The sequence below is a fragment of the Mesorhizobium sp. BR115XR7A genome, assembly GCF_020165315.1.
Taxonomy (GTDB): Bacteria; Pseudomonadota; Alphaproteobacteria; order Rhizobiales; family Rhizobiaceae; genus Mesorhizobium; species Mesorhizobium australicum.
On sequence record NZ_JAIUHW010000001.1, the window covers coordinates 435,491 to 454,136 of the forward strand.

At 62.4% G+C, this 18,646-nt stretch carries 18 protein-coding genes; 5 read left to right on the forward strand and 13 right to left on the reverse strand.

Features of this window, described 5'->3' with window-relative positions; translation table 11 throughout:
* Positions 1-30: 30 nt before the first annotated feature.
* The 10 genes from LB557_RS02405 to LB557_RS02450 form a co-directional block, all read right to left on the reverse strand.
* Complete coding sequence (locus LB557_RS02405) at positions 31-648, reverse strand: riboflavin synthase (protein ID WP_224642275.1); 618 nt, start codon at positions 646-648, stop codon at positions 31-33.
* 6 nt (positions 649-654) lie between these two features.
* Positions 655-1,791 (reverse strand): bifunctional diaminohydroxyphosphoribosylaminopyrimidine deaminase/5-amino-6-(5-phosphoribosylamino)uracil reductase RibD, encoded by a 1,137-nt coding sequence (ribD, locus tag LB557_RS02410; RefSeq protein ID WP_224642274.1) that lies wholly within the window; start codon positions 1,789-1,791, stop codon positions 655-657.
* A gap of 2 nt (positions 1,792-1,793) precedes the next feature.
* Positions 1,794-2,273 carry a transcriptional regulator NrdR gene (gene nrdR / locus LB557_RS02415; RefSeq protein ID WP_015318247.1) on the reverse strand — a complete coding sequence of 160 codons (480 nt, stop codon included), beginning with the start codon at positions 2,271-2,273 and terminating at the stop codon, positions 1,794-1,796.
* A gap of 158 nt (positions 2,274-2,431) precedes the next feature.
* Positions 2,432-3,010, reverse strand: coding sequence for a hypothetical protein (locus LB557_RS02420; protein WP_181177835.1), 579 nt, complete (start codon positions 3,008-3,010; stop codon positions 2,432-2,434).
* A 97-nt stretch (positions 3,011-3,107) separates the two neighbouring features.
* The gene (gene glyA / locus LB557_RS02425) at positions 3,108-4,421 is read right to left on the reverse strand and encodes a serine hydroxymethyltransferase (RefSeq protein WP_015318249.1); all 1,314 of its coding nucleotides are present in this window, start codon (positions 4,419-4,421) and stop codon (positions 3,108-3,110) included.
* Between the two features lie 180 nt (positions 4,422-4,601).
* Entirely contained in the window at positions 4,602-6,242 is a 1,641-nt protein-coding gene (locus LB557_RS02430) for a Na+/H+ antiporter (protein WP_224642271.1), read from the reverse strand.
* A gap of 135 nt (positions 6,243-6,377) precedes the next feature.
* Positions 6,378-7,631, reverse strand: a complete 1,254-nt coding sequence (locus LB557_RS02435; RefSeq protein WP_015318251.1) for a murein L,D-transpeptidase — start codon at positions 7,629-7,631, stop codon at positions 6,378-6,380.
* 351 nt (positions 7,632-7,982) lie between these two features.
* A complete protein-coding gene (gene ldtR, locus LB557_RS02440) occupies positions 7,983-8,498 on the reverse strand; it encodes a transcriptional regulator LdtR (RefSeq protein WP_013896002.1) in 516 nt (171 codons plus the stop codon).
* A 341-nt stretch (positions 8,499-8,839) separates the two neighbouring features.
* Positions 8,840-9,262, reverse strand: coding sequence for a DUF6163 family protein (locus tag LB557_RS02445; protein WP_015318253.1), 423 nt, complete (start codon positions 9,260-9,262; stop codon positions 8,840-8,842).
* Positions 9,259-10,299, reverse strand: a complete 1,041-nt coding sequence (locus tag LB557_RS02450; RefSeq protein WP_224622083.1) for an enoyl-CoA hydratase/isomerase family protein — start codon at positions 10,297-10,299, stop codon at positions 9,259-9,261. Before LB557_RS02450 ends, LB557_RS02445 begins: the two co-directional genes overlap by 4 nt.
* A 163-nt stretch (positions 10,300-10,462) precedes the next feature.
* Between LB557_RS02450 and LB557_RS02455 the strand changes: the two genes are divergently transcribed.
* From LB557_RS02455 to LB557_RS02470, 4 genes are all read left to right on the forward strand, one after another.
* The gene (locus tag LB557_RS02455; protein WP_224642269.1) at positions 10,463-11,284 is read left to right on the forward strand and encodes a DUF2066 domain-containing protein; all 822 of its coding nucleotides are present in this window, start codon (positions 10,463-10,465) and stop codon (positions 11,282-11,284) included.
* Positions 11,285-11,397: 113 nt separating this feature from the next.
* A complete protein-coding gene (gene hemB / locus LB557_RS02460; protein WP_140718243.1) occupies positions 11,398-12,429 on the forward strand; it encodes a porphobilinogen synthase in 1,032 nt (343 codons plus the stop codon).
* Between the two features lie 260 nt (positions 12,430-12,689).
* Positions 12,690-13,232, forward strand: coding sequence for a glyoxalase superfamily protein (locus LB557_RS02465; protein WP_224594304.1), 543 nt, complete (start codon positions 12,690-12,692; stop codon positions 13,230-13,232).
* Positions 13,233-13,364: 132 nt separating this feature from the next.
* Positions 13,365-14,009, forward strand: a complete 645-nt coding sequence (locus LB557_RS02470) for a dihydrofolate reductase family protein (RefSeq protein WP_224642268.1) — start codon at positions 13,365-13,367, stop codon at positions 14,007-14,009.
* Between the two features lie 255 nt (positions 14,010-14,264).
* Here LB557_RS02470 and ppk2 read toward each other — a convergent pair whose 3' ends face one another.
* Positions 14,265-15,185, reverse strand: a complete 921-nt coding sequence (ppk2, locus tag LB557_RS02475) for a polyphosphate kinase 2 (protein WP_015318259.1) — start codon at positions 15,183-15,185, stop codon at positions 14,265-14,267.
* Between the two features lie 282 nt (positions 15,186-15,467).
* On the opposite strand from ppk2, the gene LB557_RS02480 reads away from it, so the two are divergent.
* Positions 15,468-16,511 (forward strand): aldo/keto reductase, encoded by a 1,044-nt coding sequence (locus tag LB557_RS02480; protein WP_224642267.1) that lies wholly within the window; start codon positions 15,468-15,470, stop codon positions 16,509-16,511.
* A 24-nt stretch (positions 16,512-16,535) separates the two neighbouring features.
* Here LB557_RS02480 and LB557_RS02485 read toward each other — a convergent pair whose 3' ends face one another.
* Both LB557_RS02485 and LB557_RS02490 read right to left on the reverse strand, forming a co-directional pair.
* The gene (locus LB557_RS02485) at positions 16,536-17,507 is read right to left on the reverse strand and encodes a glycosyl transferase family 90 (protein WP_224642266.1); all 972 of its coding nucleotides are present in this window, start codon (positions 17,505-17,507) and stop codon (positions 16,536-16,538) included.
* A gap of 137 nt (positions 17,508-17,644) precedes the next feature.
* On the reverse strand, positions 17,645-18,616 hold the full coding sequence (locus LB557_RS02490; protein WP_224642265.1) for a glycosyl transferase family 90: 972 nt from the start codon (positions 18,614-18,616) through the stop codon (positions 17,645-17,647).
* Positions 18,617-18,646 lie beyond the last annotated feature (30 nt).

The window sequence follows — 18,646 nt, forward strand, 5'->3', positions numbered from 1 at the left end:
TTGCCGTGGGTCGGACTGTCCCGCAGGCGATCAAAGCCCCTCTTTCGCGGCCTCCGCCAGCCGGGCAGCGTAGCGGGCCATGGTGTCTATCTCGAGATTGACGCGGTCGCCTGCCTTGCGCTCGCCCCAGGTGGTGACGGTCAGCGAATGATGGATCAGAAGCACGTCGAAGCGGGTGCCCTCGACCCTGTTGACCGTGAGCGAGGTGCCATCGAGCGCGACGGAGCCTTTCGGCGCGATGAATTTCGCCAGATCGCGCGGCGCTTGCAGTGTGAAGCGCACCGCATCGCCCTCATCCCGGCGTTCAATGATCTCGGCGGTACCGTCGACATGGCCCGAAACGATGTGGCCGCCAAGCTCGTCGCCGATCTTCAGCGCCCGTTCCAGATTGATCCTGGTGCCGGACTTCCAACCGGACGCCGTGGTCAGCCTGAGCGCCTCCTCCCAGGCCTCGACCTCGAACCAGCGCGCGTTCGAGCCGCTGTCGGGCAAAGCCGTGACCGTCAGGCAGACGCCACCGCAGGAAATCGACGCGCCGATGGCGATGGTCTCGGGATCATAGGCGGTGTCGATGCGCAGTCCCACCCCTTCCCGCAGCGGCTTGATGGCGGCCACGGTGCCGATATCGGTGACAATCCCGGTAAACATCGATCGCTATCCCTGAAAATCCCTGATCCATTCGGCGTAACCGTCTTCGCCGAACCGCATCTCGCGCAGCTTGCGAAAACCCACGGGGACATGGTCAGCGTCGACAGGCGATGCAATGCCATCTTGGCCGATCGCTTCCGGACCCTGGAACAGCACGATGCGGTCCACCAGCCCGTCGGCCAGGAAGGCGCTCGCCACCTTGGCGCCGCCCTCGACCAGCACGCTTGCCATGCCAAGCGCCGCCAGATCCTCGAGCAGCTCCGGTAATGCGACGCCGCCCTCGTGCGTCTCCGTACCGATGAAGCGCACGCCGGCGCGCTCGAGCGCGGCCCGGCGCTGCGGATCGGCCTCCAGGCGAGCCGCCACATAAAGAGGTACCCGATCGACGCCCGACACCAGCTTCGAGCCCTCCGGCAGCCTGATCTGGCGGTCGAGCACGATGCGTGCCGGCGACCGGTTCTCCAGTCCGGGCAAACGCACCGTCAGTGCCGGATCATCTTCCAGCGCCGTGCCGATGCCGACCAGGATGGCGTCCGCCTCGGCGCGCATCAGGTAGACTTCGCGGCGCGCCATGTCGCCTGTTATCGCGACCTGGCCGGCGCCTTCCCTGCCGATCTTGCCGTCGCTGGAAAGCGCAAGCTTCAGAATTACTTCCGGGCGCTTTCTCAGAGAGCGAATCAAATAGCCCGCCATCTGTTCGGCAGCTTCCGTGGCGAGGACCTTTTCGACCACTTCGACACCGGCCTCGCGCAGGATGGCGTAACCCTTGCCGGAGACCCGCGGATCGGGATCACTGGCCGCACCCACGACACGCGCGATGCCGGCACTGACCAGCGCGTTGGCGCAAGGCGGCGTGCGGCCGTGATGGGCGCAAGGCTCGAGCGTGACATAGGCGGTGGCGCCACGCGCGAGTTCGCCGGCCTCGGCAAGCGCCTCGGTCTCGGCGTGCGGCCGGCCGCCGACGGCGGTGACGCCGGTTCCGACGATCATCGGCCCGGTCCCATCATCGCGCACGATCAGCGTGCCGACGGAAGGGTTGGTCGAGGTGCGTCCGGCGTTCTTGCGCGATAGCCGCAAGGCCGCGGCCATGAAACGGCGGTCAAGGGCCGCTTGTTCGGCCTCGCTGCGTTGCGGTGCTGCCATGCTCAGCCGGCGTCCTCTTCGCTCTTTTCCTCGTCCCCCTTCAGCTCGCCGAGTAGCTCGTGGAAATCCTTGGCCTCACGGAAATTGCGATAGACCGAGGCGAAGCGCACGTAGGCGACATCGTCGAGCGATTTCAACGCATCCATGACCAGCCGGCCGACCTCGCCCGAGGCCACTTCCGTTTCGCCGGAGCTTTCCAGTTGGCGCACGATCCCGGTCACCGCGCGATCGATGCGCTCGGGGTCGACATTGCGCTTGCGCACCGCGATCTCGACCGAGCGCAACAGCTTGTCGCGGTCGAACGGCACTTTTCGTCCCGACTTCTTGACCACGACGAGGTCGCGCAACTGCACGCGCTCGAATGTCGTGAAACGGCCGCCGCAATCGGGGCAGACACGCCGCCGGCGGATCGCCGCGCCATCCTCGGCGGGGCGCGAATCCTTCACCTGCGTATCTTCGGACTGGCAATAGGGACAGCGCATGGAGAGCCTTGGGTTCGCGAATCTGGTGGGGTGAAAGGCTTAGAACCTTTCCGGTGCGGATTGAAGCAGTTCCGCTTTTCCACGGCCTGCCGTACCTCAGAGATAGCGAGGCGCGAGGAAGATTGCCAGCACGGCAAGCAGTTGCGCCGGCCAGCCCGCTATGGCGCCACGTCCTTGGTTGGAAAGCCACAAGACGCGCCGAGATTGCGATAGGCCTTTGTAAAACCGTCCATCGGAATGCTGGCGACAGCCTGCTTGCCGAAAGCCACATCGAGCGAGGTAACCTGGCGCATGGCCCGCAGCAGCGCAAGACTGGTCTTGGCCTGGTTGTCGATCGTCCAGCTCGGACGGCCGTTGACGGCGTCATTGGAATAGACAGTCGTCGAAACCTTGACGCCGGGATCGCCGAAAGTCGCCGCGATCTTCTTGCCGGTTAGCAGGCTCTTGTTGTCGATGGTAATCAAGATTGCCGGATAAGCATCGGGCGGCAGCGCGTCGCCGGTCGAGATCGACAATGTCAGCGTGCCCGAATTGCCACTCGCATCGAAGAAGGCTGTGGAAGCCGCGCAGGTCTTGTGCGCGTCCTGGCCGGTGTCGAGCGTATCGACCATGGTCGTCCACCGGCCGAAAGTGCTGGTGGCAGGCATGTCCGCAGAGGGCTGCGTCTGCGCCAAAACGGGGCCGCACGCGGCCAGCCAACCGAAGGCGCCGAGAGAAGCAAGACAGAAATTGCGCATCATCAATTCTCCGGTTCGATGCGCCACCCGATCAGGGGTGACGCGATGCCGGTGGATAAAAGATGACGCTTCGCGCCCGGTCAACCGAGATAAGCGATCAACCGAGATAGGGATAGAGGGGGAATCGATCGGTCAATGCGACGACCTTGGCCTTGACCGCCGCCTCGACCGCGGCATTGCCTTCGTCGGAATTGGCGACCTTGAGCCCATCCAGCACCTCGGCGATCAGCTTGCCAATCTCTCGGAACTCGGCCTGGCCGAAGCCGCGCGTGGTGCCGGCGGGCGTGCCGAGCCGCACGCCAGAGGTAACGAAGGGCTTCTCCGGATCGAAGGGGATGCCGTTCTTGTTGCAGGTGATGTTGGCGCGGCCAAGGGCCGCCTCGGCGCGCTTGCCGGTGGCGTTCTTGGGCCTGAGATCAACCAGCATCAGGTGGTTGTCGGTGCCGCCGGAGACGATGTCGAGGCCCGTTTCCTTGAGGCTGGAGGCAAGCGCCTTGGCATTGGCGGCGACGCTTTCGGCATAGACCTTGAAGCTCGGCTTCAACGCTTCGCCGAAGGCTACCGCCTTGGCGGCGATGACATGCATCAGCGGTCCGCCCTGCAGGCCGGGGAACACCGCCGAGTTCATCTTCTTGGCGATATCCTCATCATTGCACAGGATCATGCCGCCGCGCGGGCCGCGCAGCGATTTGTGCGTGGTGGTCGTCACCACATGGGCGTGCGGCAGGGGCGAGGGATGCACACCGCCGGCAACGAGGCCCGCAATGTGCGCCATGTCGACCATCAGATAGGCGCCGACGGCGTCGGCGATCTCGCGAAAACGCTTCCAGTCCCAGATGCGCGAATAGGCTGTGCCGCCGGCCAGGATCAGCTTCGGCTTGGTCTCGTGCGCGGTCTTTTCGATGGCGTCCATGTCAAGCAGATGGTCGTCCTTGCGCACGCCATAGGAGACGACCTTGAACCACTTGCCGCTCATGTTGACCGGCGAGCCATGGGTGAGATGTCCGCCGGAATTGAGGTCGAGGCCCATGAAAGTGTCGCCGGGCTGCAGCAGCGCCAGGAACACCGCCTGGTTCATCTGGCTGCCGGAATTCGGCTGGACGTTGGCGAAGTTACAACCGAACAGTTTTTTCGCACGCTCGATGGCCAGTTCCTCGGCCACGTCGACGAACTGGCAGCCGCCATAGTAGCGCTTGCCCGGATAGCCCTCGGCATATTTGTTGGTCATGATCGACCCCTGCGCCTCGAGCACGGCGCGCGAGACGATGTTTTCGGAGGCGATCAGTTCGATCTCGTGGCGCTGGCGACCGAGCTCGTTGCGGATGGCGCCGAAGATCTCCGGATCGGCATCTTCCAAAGTGGTTTCGAAGAAGGATTCGAATTTGTTGGACGCCGCCGCTGCTGTTGCCATGGCCTGAGTTCCCCTAGGGTTGGAAGGGCAAATTCGTGCACGCCGTCGTCCCGAACCACTCAACGGCCTTGGGCGACATGCATTGCGTTCGCCGGGCCATTAACACAGTTGTTTTGGGCTCGCCACGTTTGCAGCGCGAAATTTGCTGGCCGGTTTGCGCCAACGGATCGCGGCGGATCGCTATTTCCTGTCCCGCCGCTGCTTCAACAAGGCCTCGGTCAAGGTGATTTCAGAAAACAGCGCGCGCATCGTGTGATCGTTGATCTCCTGGCTGCGGAACATGGCGCGCAGCGCGGAGCGCTCGGCTTCGATGCCGGCCACCCTGAGTTCCAGTTCCAGCCTGCCGGCCTCGCGAGCCTCGGCGCGGGCCTCGTCGGCTTCGTCCGAAGCCGCGATGCGTCTACGGTAACCTGCCACGATGCTGTCGGCGACGGCCAGCCGAGCCTGGACCGCTTCGCCCTCGCCCGCCTCATTGGCGATGCTCTCGATCCTGGCGATCGCCGCATTGGCGGCGCCGACGCGCGCACGGCGCTCTTCAGCCGCCGCCGGATCCTGGCCCGGCTCGACCAGCCCCCGCGCGACCCTGGGCAAGGCAAGGCTGGCGATCAGAAGCGAGCAGATGATGACGCCGGCGGCAAGGAAGATCACCACATCGCGTGCCGGAAAGGGAGAGCCGTCCTGCAAAGCGAGCGGCAATGACAGGATGCCCGCCAATGTGATGGCGCCGCGCACGCCGGCCACGGAGCCGGCAAGCCGGACGCGAAATCCGAACGGCTCGGCCTCGCGTTTGCCGATGCGCGCCGCGATCGCCTGGGCGATGTCGCCGACCCAGATCCACAGGAAGCGCAGTCCGATCAGGCAGAGCGTCAGGATCAGCACCGTCGCCACCGGCTCGATCAGCCAATGACGGCTGGACAGTTCCGGTGGGACCTTGCGGATGATGTCGGGAAGCTGCAGGCCGAGCAGGATGAACAGAGCGCCATTGAAGACGAAAGTGAGCGTCGCCCAAAGCGACAGGGTCTGCATGCGCGCCGACACACCGAGGAAGCGGTACATGCCGGAAGCCCCGGTCAACAGGCCGGCAGTGACCGCCGCCAGGATGCCCGAAGCACCGACATGCTCGGCGCCGAGATAGGCGACGAAAGGCAGCAGGATCATGACGAGAACCTGCGCCTCCGCTGGCACGCCGCCGATGCGGTTGAGCAGCTGCAGCGCCTTGGCGGCGATAAACAGCGCCGCGACACCGGCCAGGATGCCGGCGGCGACGGCGTAGAGGAAGCTGAGCGAGGCTCCCGCGAAGGGGAAGCTGCCGGTCAATGCCGCCGCCACCGCAAAGCGGAACATGACCAGGCCCGACGCGTCGTTGAGCAGCGACTCGCCCTCCAATATGTGCATCAGCCGGGACGGAACCACATTCCTGTCGACGATCGCGGACACCGCCACGGCGTCGGTCGGCGACAGCACGGCAGCCAGCGCGAATGCGACGACGAGCGGAATGCTCGGCACCAGCCAATGCAAGGCATAGCCGAAGCCGACAATGGTGAAGAAGACGAGCCCGACGGCGAGATCGAGTATGGGTCCGCGCAAGGCGACGAGTTCGCGCTTGGGCGCCGCGAAGGCGTCGCCGAACAGGAGCGGCGGGATGAACACCAGCAGAAAAAGCTCCGGATCTATCTCGACATGCAGGCCCTTGGCCGGCCAGGCAAGGGCCGCGCCGATGGCGATCTGCAGCACCGGCAGCGGCACCCGAACCAGCCGGACGAGCGCGCCCGACAGCGCAACGAAGACGAGCACGACGAGAATGAAGATGGCGACGTCCATGGCACGATCCCGGCTGTTTGCCGACCATCGCCAATCGCCTGAGCTTCGTCCAGCCAGCCGAATGAGTGGATCTGACGGCGTCCGCAACAAAAAAGCCGCCCCTGAGAGCGGCTTTTTGGAAAAAATATCAGCTCGTTACAGCGAAGACGTGATCTGCAGTTCGCTGTTGCCGTCGAGCGCATAGACGTCGTCGCGGAACTGGACGACGCCGGGTCCTGTCGACCAGGCAGAGAGATAGAGGAAATGCACCGGCACCGGGTTGGTGACCTGGATCGGCGTGTTCTGGCCGGTCTTGATGGCCGCCTCGAAATGCTGGCGATCCCAGCCGGGCGTGTCGCGAAGGATCCAGGTGACGAGATCGCGCACGTTCTGGACACGCACGCAGCCCGAGGAATCGAAGCGCATCATCTTGCCGAACAGGCTCTGCTGCGGCGTGTCGTGCATGTAGACGCCGTCCGGGCTCGGGAAATTGATCTTGACCGACGCCATGGCGTTTTCGGAACCGGGATCCTGGCGGAAACGGTATTTGGCGGCATCGTCCGTCGACCAGTCCACATTCATCGGATCGACTTCGCTGCCATCGGGCGCGAACAGGCGGATATGGCTGTTCTTGAGATAATCGGGATCCTTCCGCATCAGCGGAATGATGTCCTTGCGCACAATCGAGACCGGGGCGTTCCAGTACGGATTGACGATGATCTCGTTGATCTTGGAATTGACGATCGGCGTCTGCCGATCGATCTTGCCGACGATCGCGGTGTGGCGAAGCACGACGCGGTCGTTCTCGACCGCTTCGATCTGCGCCGCCGGAATGTCGACCAACACGTAACGGCTGCCCAGCGTGCCGGCCTTTTCCTTCAGCCGCTGCAGATTGGTCTGCAACTGGCCGAGCCGGATCTGCGCCGAAACGTTCATCGCGGCGTAGGTGTATTTGCCCATCGAACCGTCAGCCGGCAGGCCGTGGCGCAACTGGAAACGCTTGACCGCCGAGTCAACATAGGAATCGAACGCTGTCGAAATGCCGGCGCTCTGCGACAGGTCGCCCGCAACCATCAGGCGCTTGCGCAGCGGCACCACGTCCGGATCGTCGACGCCGAGTTGCAGCTTCTTGGTCGCGGGAACGTCCGTCCAACCGCCCTGCCCGACAATGTTCTGATACTGCGCGACCGCCTGCTCGGTGAAGGCGACGGTCTGGGGACTGAAGATGGGCAGCGTCGAGGCCACCTTGCCGCCTTCGCTGGCGCGGGCATCGAACTGATCGTCCCAGTTGCCGCGGGCCGAGGATTTCAGGATATCCCCGATCACATCCTGCGCATTCGCACGCCCAGCCATCACGGCGGCGGCGAGCGCGGAGGCTCCGGAAAGGAAAAAGCGGCGGCTGGTTCTCATGGACGTTCCAGACATTCTTGTAGCGGTTCGATCACTTGCTGCGTCGACCATCGCGCGATCTCGCCCGCACTCTAAAATCGGCAATCTTAACAATTAGCCAACCATGGTCCGTATCACATTGGCGACCAAGGCAAGGGGCGCGACACGGTTGCGGGTGGACGCATGGTCTTCACCACAGCATCACTGCCGCTCTCGGTTCCATTGGAATATGGCGGCAACGTGGCCTTGGCCCGTAATTTGCTTTGGCCGAACGCGCGAAAAGAAAAGACCGGTGCTTTTCGGCACCGGCCCAGACTGGAGGTCGCTGTTTCGGCCACGCTTCTGCGGCGGGGCTCCGTTTCCAGGATGCTCTTACATCCGGTAGGCAATCGTGTCGTTCCAGAAGCGGTCGAGGCGCTGCAAAGCGCGGTTCATCTGCTTGAACTCGTCGGTGTTGATGCCGCCGACCTGTTCGATCGAGCCGACATGGCGCTCATAGAGACCGGCAACCACGTCTGCCACTTCATTGCCTTTCGGCGTCAGCGAGACACGGACCGAACGGCGGTCGATGCGCGAGCGCTGGTGATTGATGAAGCCGAGATCGACCAGCTTCTTCAGATTGTAGGAAACGTTGGAGCCGAGATAATAGCCACGCGAGCGCAGTTCGCCGGCGGTCAGCTCGGAATTGCCGATGTTGAAGAGCAGCAGCGCCTGGATGGCGTTGATGTCGGAGCGGCCGTTGCGGTCGAATTCGTCCTTGATGACATCAAGCAGACGGCGGTGCAGGCGCTCGACCAGCTGCAGCGATTCCATGTACAGGGAACGGATAGCCTCGCGGCGATCGTCGGAAACGTTGGCGGTCTTCGCCGCCGGACGCGAATTGATCATTGTCTTTGCCTCTCGTTTGTCGCCTTGGTGATTTTTTGTTTTTCACCTTGATCGCGACACTATCGAATACTCATAAAATTCGACTTAAACGCTAGGGCTAACAAGAGCTTACCGGTAAGAGGTTTCGCAAGACGCTTAACGAACGGTCACCCGAGCAAGGATGATTAACCTAAAGATTTAGGCAATGATCGCCGCGCCGGATTCAGGCGGTCGCCAGGTCGTCAACGCGTACAAGGGCTTGCAGCATGTCGCGGCGAACAGGATTCGCCCGACCTGCCGCAGGCTTCTGATTTTATGCATGTCGTTGTCCCGCAACCGAGGACACTTCGGGGCGACATGCATTAGTGCCGTGCCGGTCGTTTCTGCAGGTATATGACGACGCGAAAGACGATATAGAGCAGCGCCACGCAGGCATGCGAGACGATAATCAGCAGACGATGGCCGAAAAGCTCGGGAAAGCCGGCATACATGACCGTCTCCGTGACCGCGCAGATGAACCAGATCACCGGACCCCAGGACGCCAGCATCCACAACCCCGCCGCGGCGAAGGGAAAGAACACGGCGAGCATCACCGCCGCGACCTGCCAATGCACCGGCATAAGGTCGAACCGCCACAGCGAGCCCGGATAGAAGCCGATCAGCTTGATCCAGTAGAGGATGCCGAACAGCAGGCAGTAGCCCGCGATGACGCGCTGGAACCAGGCGAAGATCACCTCGACCGTCGAGGGCTGCAGGATGACGCGTCTCGATGTCACTTCGCTCACAACTCGAGCTCCCGATCGCCGAGCGGGGCAAAATAGGCCTCGACATCCGCCTCGCTAACCGCATCGATCGCTGCCGGCCGCCATTGCGGCTTCGAGCCCTTGTCGATGATGGCGGCGCGGATGCCTTCGTAGAAATCGTGGCCGGCCAGCATCCGGTTCAGGATGCGGAACTCCATCCTCATGCAGTCGTCCATCGACAATGTCTGCCCGGCGCTGATCTGTCGCCAGGCGACGCGAAGGCTGGTCGGCGAGCGCGTGCGGATCGTTGCCAGCGTCCCGGTGGCGAATTCGTCATTGCCCGCGCGGTCCAGGCTGTCGATCAGATCCGGCAGCGACGGTTGGGCGAAATGGCGGGAGATCGCCTCCAGGATCGGCCTGTCGGTCTCCCGCTTGGCCGGAACAAAGAAACCGCGCAGCACCGATTCCGGATCGCCCGTCAGCGCCAGCCGATCGAGGAAGCTTGTCTGGTCTTCAGCCTTGATGGTGTGGGTGGCCAGCCCAGACCACAGCGCATCGCCATAACGAATGCGGTTCCCGGTCAGCGCCAGGTACATGCCGAAGGAACCGCCAAGGTCGGGCAGCAGATGACTGGCGCCGACGTCCGGGAAAAAACCGATGCCGACCTCCGGCATGGCGAACTGGGCATTCTCGGTCATCACCCGGTGCGAACCGTGGAAGGAAATGCCGACCCCGCCGCCCATCACGATACCGTCGATGAGCGCCACATAGGGCTTCTTGAAACGCGCGATGTAGGCGTTGAGGCGATACTCGTCGGCGAAAAATTCGACCGGTGGGTTTCCAGCCCGGCCGGCTTCGTAGATGTGCAGGATGTCGCCCCCGGCCGAAAACGCCCTGCCCTCGGCCTTGACCACGAGGACATCCACCCCCTCGTCGCGTTCCCAGGACCGCAGGGCCTTGCCCAGTGCCTTGATCATGCGATGGGTGACGGCGTTGAGCGCCTGCGGCCGCGTCAGCGTGACGACCCCGGCCCTGCCCAACCTTTCGAAGCGAATTTCGTCGCCTCCACCAAAATCCATCGCCAGAGAATCCTTGTTCCCGCGCCTGCGGGACTGAAGTGCTAAAGGCGGCACATGGGTGCGTCAATGGCTGCAGCCTGGCCGCCTCGATCTTGGCGGCTAGCGGTCGCCGATGCTAGACATTGGTGGCCGGTACGACAGGCCGAGAGCAGGATAGTTAGCCATGCCGCAATTTTTGCGCTTTGCCTTTGTTCTGAGTTGCCTGCCGTTTTTGTGGGCAACCAATGTCCCCGCGGGGGCAGCCGACCTTGGCGACCTTTACCACTCGCAGACCATTGTCACCGGCCAGGGTGAAGAAAATCGTCAGCTCGGCTTCAGGACCTGCCTCGACAAGGTGCTCGTCCGTGTTTCGGGCGATCAGCGGCTGCTTGCCAGACGCGAAATGGACGCGCTGCGCGACAAGGCCGGCAGCTTTGTCGACTCGTTCCGCTACCATGACCGGATGGAGGGCATTCCGATCCATGACGAGCAAGGGACGCATGACCGGCCGCATGATCTCACTTGCTTCTACAAACCTGACGTGATCGACAGGCTGCTGGCGTCGCTCGGCAGCAGGCCCTGGCTTGGCGAGCGACCGACACTCACCGTCTTCCTCACGACCGAACAAGGCGCGCGGCATTTCATGCTGAGCGCCGAGGAAGGACGTGGCGAGACGATGCGCGAATCCTTCGTCAATGCCACCGGTCCGATGCTGATGCATGTCGCGTTTCCGAAAGCCGCGCAACTTGCCGACTTTGGTGAAGGAGCGCTACGCGCGACGGACATGGCAAGGCTGGATCGGGTGGCCAAACAAGCCGGAGGCGACCGAGCGCTCGCCGGCAGCATCGTGTGGAGCGACAAGGAACTGGGCTGGGTCGCCGATTGGCGACTGGCCGATCACGGCAAGACCTATCGTTGGCAGGTGCGCGGTGTCAGCTTCGACGACGCGTTCCGTGTGGCAATCGGAGGCGCGGCACAGATCCTTTCGGGCAACGGGCAGCCCTGAACCAACAGGCGTGGTGGACATCGCTACAGGCAGCTTTCGGCACTGGCACAAACGTGTCGCATTGGTCAGCACCAAAAGCTCGTGGTAAAAGCCGCCGATCCGGAGTTTTGGCCATGAACAAATTCACCCCAGCAAAAGCTGCCGGCGCGCGCAGCGTCGACGATGTCACCGGCAGCCGCCGCCTGCGCCGCATGCGCAAGGCCGACTGGTCGCGTCGGCTCGTGCAGGAGAACAGGCTTTCGGTGGACGACCTGATCTGGCCGATCTTCGTCGTCGAGGGCAGGAATGTCCGGGAGCCGATTGCCGCCATGCCCGGCGTCTTCCGGCTGTCGGTCGACCTTGCCGTCAAGGAGGCCGAACGCGCGGCCAAGCTCGGCATCCCCGCTCTTGCCACCTTTCCCAACGTCGATCTCGGCCTGCGCGACCAGACGGGGTCCCACATCCTCGACCCGGAAAATATCATCAACCGCGCCACGCGCGCCATCAAGGACGCGGTGCCCGAGATCGGCATCATCACAGACGCCGCACTCGACCCGTTCACCAGCCATGGCCATGACGGCATCCTGCGCGACGGCATCATCGTCAATGACGAGACAGTCGAACAGGTCGCCGCGGCGGCCGTCATCCAGGCGGCGGCCGGCGCCGACATCATCGCGCCGTCCGACATGATGGACGGCCGCATCGGCGCCATCCGCGATGCGCTCGACGCCAACGGTTTCCAGGACGTGGCGATCATGTCCTACGCCACCAAATTCGCCTCGGCCTTCTACGGTCCCTATCGCGAGGCGGTCGGCACCGCCGGTCTGCTCAAGGGCGACAAGAAGACCTATTATATCGACCACGCCAATTCGGACGAGGCGGTGCGCGAGGCCGACCAGGACATCGCCGAGGGCGCAGACATGCTGATGGTCAAGCCCGGCCTGCCCTATCTCGACATCATCCGCCGGCTGAAGGACGAATTCCAGATGCCGACCTTCGCCTATCAGGTCTCGGGCGAATATTCGATGATCAAGGCGGCTGATTCCAATGGCTGGATCGATGGAGAAAAGGCGATGCTGGAATCGTTGCTCGCCTTCAAGCGCGCCGGCTGCGACGGCATCCTGACCTATTTCGCACCCGAAGTGGCCGTGATGCTGAAAGGGTAGCCCGACTTCCCGGGCAAGGCACTTCAGTAGATGTCACCACTCTTTCAACTGGTCGGCGGTTCTATCGAAAACCCGCTGACAAAAACTGGCGGCTGCAGCTATGATGGAAGCATGGCCGGAAGCGGCCGGCAGCCCGCACCTCGGCCAAGAGGTATGGCGAACGCCTCCTGAGGATGCTTCCTGACCCGTTTCACCGTCGGGCGAAGGTGTCGGCAATGCGGGCACTGACGAAGGCTTTGCCGTGACTCGAGGAAACGGACATGCTTGCCTATCGCGATGCCAAGACGATGGCGAAAGCCATGCGGGAGGCGCTTGCCGCCCGCGACCTGACGATCAGCCACAGCGAGGCCCTTGAGATCGTCGCGCGCCAGTTTGGACTGGCGAGCTGGAATATCCTGTCGGCAAAAATCGAAGCGCCGCCAGCCGGCCAGGGCAAGATCGTGTTTGAACGGACGGCGCCGATCGTGCGCATCTTCGACGTTGCCAAGGCGCACGAATTCTACCTCGGCTTCCTCGGCTTCACCGTGGACTGGGAGCACCGCTATGGGGAAAATTTCCCTCTCTACACCCAAGTCTCGCGCGACAACCTTGTCCTGCACCTGTCCGAACATGCGGGCGACGCGACGCCGGGCGGCAACATGGTCGTCTATATCAAGGGCATCCGCGACTTCCAGAAAGAGCTTGCCGGCAAGGACTACCGCTACATGAAGCCCGGCCTGGAGCATGAAGACGGCCGGCTGACGGTCGAGGTCATAGACCCGTTCAGCAATCACATCCGCTTCATGGAACTGACGGGCCAATGAGGCGGTGGCCGTAGCCTGCCGCAAGATTCGGACACACCTTTTCCGACTCGGAAATACCACTTGCAATTCAAAATCAGTTTGCTAGAAGAAACCACTTGCAAAAGACAACTGGTTCTCAAGGAGGAGGTTCTCATGTCCAAACTTCGCGTCAACGCTTTCAGCCTGTCGCTTGACGGCTATGGCGCCGGTCCCGATCAGAGCCTTGAAAATCCGCTCGGTGTCGGCGGACCGGCCCTGCACAAATGGGCTTTCAGCACCCGCACCTTCCGCAAGATGTTTGGCCAGGAAGGCGGCGAGACAGGCGTTGACGAAGACTTTGCGGCGCGCAGCTTCGAGAATGTCGGCGCCTGGATCCTCGGCCGCAACATGTTCGGGCCGATCCGGGGCGAGTGGCCTGACGACAGCTGGAAGGGCTGGTGGGGCGACAATCCGCCCTATCACGTCCCGACCTTCGTGCTGACGCATTACAAGCGCGATCCCATCGTGATGGAAGGCGGCACGACTTTTTGTTTCGTAACCGACGGCATCCATTCGGCTCTCGAACAGGCCAAAGCCGCCGCGTCAGGCAAGGATGTGCGGGTCGGCGGCGGCATCTCCACCATCCGGCAGTATCTGCAGGAAAAGCTGATCGACGACATGCACGTGGCGATCTCGCCGGTGCTGCTTGGCAGAGGCGAGAACCTTTTTGCGGGCCTCGACATGCTGAATCTTGGCTACCAGTGCAGCGAACAGGTTGCGACGGCACTGGCCACGCACGTGGTGATCAAGCGGGCGTAAGGTGGCGAAACCCTCGACGAAAGCCCCTTTCTCCCCGTCACTATACGGGGAGAAATGTCCGGCAGGACAATGAGGGGCGGCGCTAGCGCTAGAAGATTGCGCTGTCGAGCATGTCCGATGGCAATGTGTCAGCAGAAGAAGATAGCGCGCGCGGGGGTTTATCCGGGCTCAATTGTCAAAGCCAGCGCCGCCCCTCATCCGCCTGCCCGGCACCTTCTCCCCGTATAGTGACGGGGAGAAAGACAAAACTCTCGCTCAATACTTCTCCGGCACGTAAAGCTCGCGCGGCAGCACCTGGCGCTCGTATTCCGGGTTGAAGACGCGCTCCGGCAGCGTGATCTCCTCGTGCGGCACCTCTTCATACGGCAGCTGCTTGAGCAGATGGTCGATGCAGTTCAGCCGCGCGCGCTTCTTGTCGTTACCCTCGACGATGAACCAGGGCGCCTCGGGAATGTTGGTGCGGGCGAAGGTCTCCTCCTTGGCCTTGGTGTAGTGTTCCCAGCGCACCCGCGACTGCAGGTCCATCGGCGACAGCTTCCACTGTTTCATCGGGTCGTGGATCCGCATCAGGAAGCGCATTTGCTGTTCCTCGTCGGTGATCGAGAACCAATATTTGACCACGGTGATGCCCGAGCGCACCAGCATGCGCTCGAACTCCGGCACGTCATGGAAGAACTCCTCGACCTGCTCGGGGCTGGCAAAACCCATTACCCGTTCGACGCCGGAGCGGTTGTACCAGGAGCGGTCGAGCAAAACGATCTCGCCGCCTGCCGGCAAATGCGGGACATAGCGCTGGAAATACCATTGCGACTTCTCGCGTTCGGTCGGAGCCGGAAGCGCCACGACGCGGCAGATACGCGGATTGAGCCGCTGTGTGATGCGCTTGATGACGCCGCCCTTGCCAGCGGAGTCGCGGCCCTCGAATATCACCACCAGTTTCTTCTTGTGGTAGGCGACCCAGGATTGCAGCTTGATCAATTCGGACTGGAGGCTGATCAGGTCGCGAAAATACTGCATGCGATCGATCGAAGGCGGATGCGAGTTCTTGTAGATCTTGGCGATCTCCATCGAGAGGGCCGGCTCCGACATTTCGAGCTCATAGTCCTCGTCGAGCGTGTCGGCGAGCTCGGCTTCAAGCCAGTCCTTGGCAGGGGAATTCTGTTTCAGCTCGGTCATATCAACTGCTCCGCTTGCAAGCCCTGTCGGTTACCACTGGGCGCTCCAAATTGCTGGCCGGCGGCCGGGAATGGAAACACCTGAGCCGACTTCAATATAGGCCGGCAGTGACGGTTTTATTGCAGCACAGGCGCAATTGCCGGCGTTGCAAATTCCGCAATGTACGATCGATCGACCGTCGTCGCATGGCGACAAGCCGGCCGAATTGTCCTACAAATGCGCGGTCGCCTTCCAGGCCTGCCTTGCCGGCACGCCTCTTCAACAAAATCGTGAGGATCTGACATGGAATACCGCACCCTTGGCCGTTCCGGCCTGAAGGTTTCGACACTGACGCTTGGCACCATGACATTCGGCGGCGCCGGGCCCTTCGCCGCGGTCGGCAACAGCGATCTCGCCGAAGCCAAGCGGATGATCGATATGTGCATCGATGCCGGCATCAACCTCATCGACACCGCCAATGTCTATTCCAACGGCCTCTCCGAAGAGATCATAGGCGAAGCTCTCGGCGGCAAGCGCAAGAACGATGTGCTGATCGCGTCCAAGGCGCGGATGCGGATCGGCAAGGGCCCGAACGACGAGGGCCTGTCGCGCCATCATCTGATCCGTGAATGCGAGAGCAGCCTGAAGCGCTTGAAGACCGATGTCATCGACATCTATTTCGTCCACCAATGGGACGGCCTCGCTCCGCTCGAGGAGACCGTTGCCGCGCTCGACAGTTTGGTCAGCCAGGGCAAGGTGCGCTACATCGGCTGCTCCAACTATTCCGGCTGGCAGGTGATGAAGGCGCTTTCCATCAGCGACAGCCGTCACCAGCAACGCTTCGTCACCCAGCAGATCCACTATACGCTGGAAGCGCGCGAGGCCGAGTACGAGCTCTTGCCGATCTCGGTCGACCAGGGGCTGGGCGTTTTGGTCTGGAGCCCGCTCGCCGGCGGCCTGCTGTCGGGCAAATACCGCCGCGACAGCCCGACCGCTCGCCAGCTTGCCGGCTGGTCCGAGCCGCCCATCCGCGACGAGGACCGGCTGTGGCGGATTGTCGATGTGCTGGTCGACATCGGCAAGGATCGTGGCGTCTCGGCGGCGCAGGTGGCGCTCGCCTGGGTGCTCGGCCGCCCTGCCGTCTCCTCGCTGGTGATCGGCGCCCGCAACGACGTCCAACTCAAGGACAATCTTGCGGCGGCGGCCCTGAAGCTTGGTACCGAAGAACGCCAGCGCCTCGACGCGGTCAGCCGGCCGCCCCTGCTCTACCCCTACTGGCACCAGCAACTGACAGCGAAGGATCGCTTCGGCCCCGCCGACCTGATTCTCGACCGCAGCGATATCTGATCGGCGTCAGGCCGAGAGCAAGAGCTAGCTGCCGATAAACCGCCAGAGTTCGGGATCGGGCTCGATCTGGCCGCCGAGCACGAAATATTTGTAGAGGACGAGCAAGGAGAGCGCATGCTCGTCCCGTTCATTGGAGAATTTGCGGCAATAGGCATTGGCTGCGGCGATGATGCGCTCCGCCGCGGCCGGGTGCGCTTCGAAATAGCGCACTTTTTCGCCGAGATCGGCAAAATCCGGGTCGAGCGGCGCATAGTGGACACCGGCCTCGAGCTGGCTCTCGCCGAACCATGTTTCGTAGGTCGGCGGCGGCATCAGACAGAGCGAGTTGGAATTCATGATCCATTTGAGGTTGGTCGCCACGTCATTGCCCTCCAGCGAGACGATGTAGCGATAGCGCAGGTGCTGGCTGATGCTGAGGAAAGGCTTGCTGTACTTAGCCGGTGCGCTGCGCTTGTGCGAACCGACATCGCAGAACGGCAAGCCGCCCGCGACATCCAGGAACCGTGTCCTGATCGGGTTGTTGAGGTCGCCGCGCCAGACCACGGCAGGGCGCTTGTCGGCGAAGGCGACGGTATCGACGGGCATGTGGAAGTGGCGGAATTTGTTGAACTTCATGACGACGGCATTGCCGTTGTCGGCGCGGATCGGCCGGTCCTTGACGAGGGTCGGCAGCTTGGGCACGCCGATGACATCGCCGAACTTCAGGTCGATGAGCAATGATCGATCGAAATAGCGGGCAAATTCCTTCAGGTCGTAATAGTACATGCTCGGTTCAAACGGTATCTTGTCGATGCGCACCGCGTCCGGGCCTGGTGTAAAAGCATCCTGCAGCTTGTTGTAGTGATTCAGTCGCCGGCGCACGGCCTCGTCCGAGAGCCTGGCCTGTTGCAGGCGGCTGGCCAATCGCCTCCGGAAGATCGCCTGGGGCGCGATGTCGCGCATGACGTTCCGCGCATAGTAGAAGACCTTTGCCGTCGTTCGTTGGAGGGTGGCCATGGATTCTTTTGATCAAAGATAAACGCGGTTGAACAAATGACGGTCGGGATGGTTCCCGCAGCATGATTGCCCTACCATCCAGCCACGCATTCCGATAGCGCCCGAATGCGGCTGGCGGCCTCGACCGAGCGCCGCAATTAGCCCGTTATGTAGCGCCACACCTCGGCATCCGGTTTGATCTGGCCCGAGAGCACGAAGTATTTGTAGAGCACCAGCAGGGAGATCGTCTGCTCGGTCTGTTCGTCGTCGAATGTCCGGCAATAGGCGTTCGCAGCCGCGATGATGCGCTCCGCCTCCGCCGGATTCCGCTCGAAATAGGCGACGTGGTCCTCAAGGTTCGAGAAATCCGCCGCGAGCGGCACATAGTGGACGTTGGCTTCGAGCTGCCGCTCCGCAAACCATGTCTCATAGGTCGGCGGCGGCATCATGCAGAGCGACTTCGAATTCATGATCCATTTGAGATTGGTCGCCACGTCGTTGCCCTCGAGCGAGACGATGTAGCGATAGCGCTGGTGCTGGCTGATGCTGAGAAAAGGCCTGGCGTATTCGGGCGGTGCGTTCGGCTTGTGCGAACCGGCATCGCAGAACGGCAGGTCGCGCACGGCTTTCAGAAATCTTGTCCTGATCGGATTGTTGAGATCACCGCGCCAGACAACGGACGGCAGCTTGTCGGCGAACGACATGGCATCAGCCGGCATCTGGAAATGACGAAACTTGTCGAGTTTCATGATGATCGCGTTCTTGTCGTCAGCACGGATTGGCCGGTCCTTGACGATGGAAGGCACCTTGGGGACATTCCTGACGTCGCCGAATTCCAGGTCGATGAGCAGGCCGGGATCGAAGTAGCGGGCGAATTCCTTCAGGTCGTAATAGTACATGGTCGGCGTGAAGGGCAGTTTGCCGATGCGCACGGCATGGGCGCTTGGCGCGAAACCATCCTGCAACTTGTTGTAATAATTCAGCCTGCGGCGCGCCGCCTCACCCGAAAGCCTGGCCCTTTCGAGACGGCCAGCCAGCCGGGCACGAAACAACGCTTGCGGAGCGACATCGCGCGCGACGTTTCTCGCATAATAGAAAACTCTTGCTGCGGTCCGTGAAATTGTGGCCATCGGTCACTTGATCAAAACAAACGGGCGGTT

Bases quoted from the DNA above. Each gene is read 5' to 3' on its own strand.
- LB557_RS02405 (WP_224642275.1), bottom strand. From the start codon at position 648: ATGTTTACCGGGATTGTCACCGATATCGGCACCGTGGCCGCCATCAAG.
- ribD (WP_224642274.1), bottom strand. From the start codon at position 1,791: ATGGCAGCACCGCAACGCAGCGAGGCCGAACAAGCGGCCCTTGACCGC.
- nrdR (WP_015318247.1), bottom strand. From the start codon at position 2,273: ATGCGCTGTCCCTATTGCCAGTCCGAAGATACGCAGGTGAAGGATTCG.
- LB557_RS02420 (WP_181177835.1), bottom strand. From the start codon at position 3,010: ATGCGCAATTTCTGTCTTGCTTCTCTCGGCGCCTTCGGTTGGCTGGCC.
- glyA (WP_015318249.1), bottom strand. From the start codon at position 4,421: ATGGCAACAGCAGCGGCGGCGTCCAACAAATTCGAATCCTTCTTCGAA.
- LB557_RS02430 (WP_224642271.1), bottom strand. From the start codon at position 6,242: ATGGACGTCGCCATCTTCATTCTCGTCGTGCTCGTCTTCGTTGCGCTG.
- LB557_RS02435 (WP_015318251.1), bottom strand. From the start codon at position 7,631: ATGAGAACCAGCCGCCGCTTTTTCCTTTCCGGAGCCTCCGCGCTCGCC.
- ldtR (WP_013896002.1), bottom strand. From the start codon at position 8,498: ATGATCAATTCGCGTCCGGCGGCGAAGACCGCCAACGTTTCCGACGAT.
- LB557_RS02450 (WP_224622083.1), bottom strand. From the start codon at position 10,299: ATGGATTTTGGTGGAGGCGACGAAATTCGCTTCGAAAGGTTGGGCAGG.
- LB557_RS02455 (WP_224642269.1), top strand. From the start codon at position 10,463: ATGCCGCAATTTTTGCGCTTTGCCTTTGTTCTGAGTTGCCTGCCGTTT.
- hemB (WP_140718243.1), top strand. From the start codon at position 11,398: ATGAACAAATTCACCCCAGCAAAAGCTGCCGGCGCGCGCAGCGTCGAC.
- LB557_RS02465 (WP_224594304.1), top strand. From the start codon at position 12,690: ATGCTTGCCTATCGCGATGCCAAGACGATGGCGAAAGCCATGCGGGAG.
- LB557_RS02470 (WP_224642268.1), top strand. From the start codon at position 13,365: ATGTCCAAACTTCGCGTCAACGCTTTCAGCCTGTCGCTTGACGGCTAT.
- ppk2 (WP_015318259.1), bottom strand. From the start codon at position 15,185: ATGACCGAGCTGAAACAGAATTCCCCTGCCAAGGACTGGCTTGAAGCC.
- LB557_RS02480 (WP_224642267.1), top strand. From the start codon at position 15,468: ATGGAATACCGCACCCTTGGCCGTTCCGGCCTGAAGGTTTCGACACTG.
- LB557_RS02485 (WP_224642266.1), bottom strand. From the start codon at position 17,507: ATGGCCACCCTCCAACGAACGACGGCAAAGGTCTTCTACTATGCGCGG.
- LB557_RS02490 (WP_224642265.1), bottom strand. From the start codon at position 18,616: ATGGCCACAATTTCACGGACCGCAGCAAGAGTTTTCTATTATGCGAGA.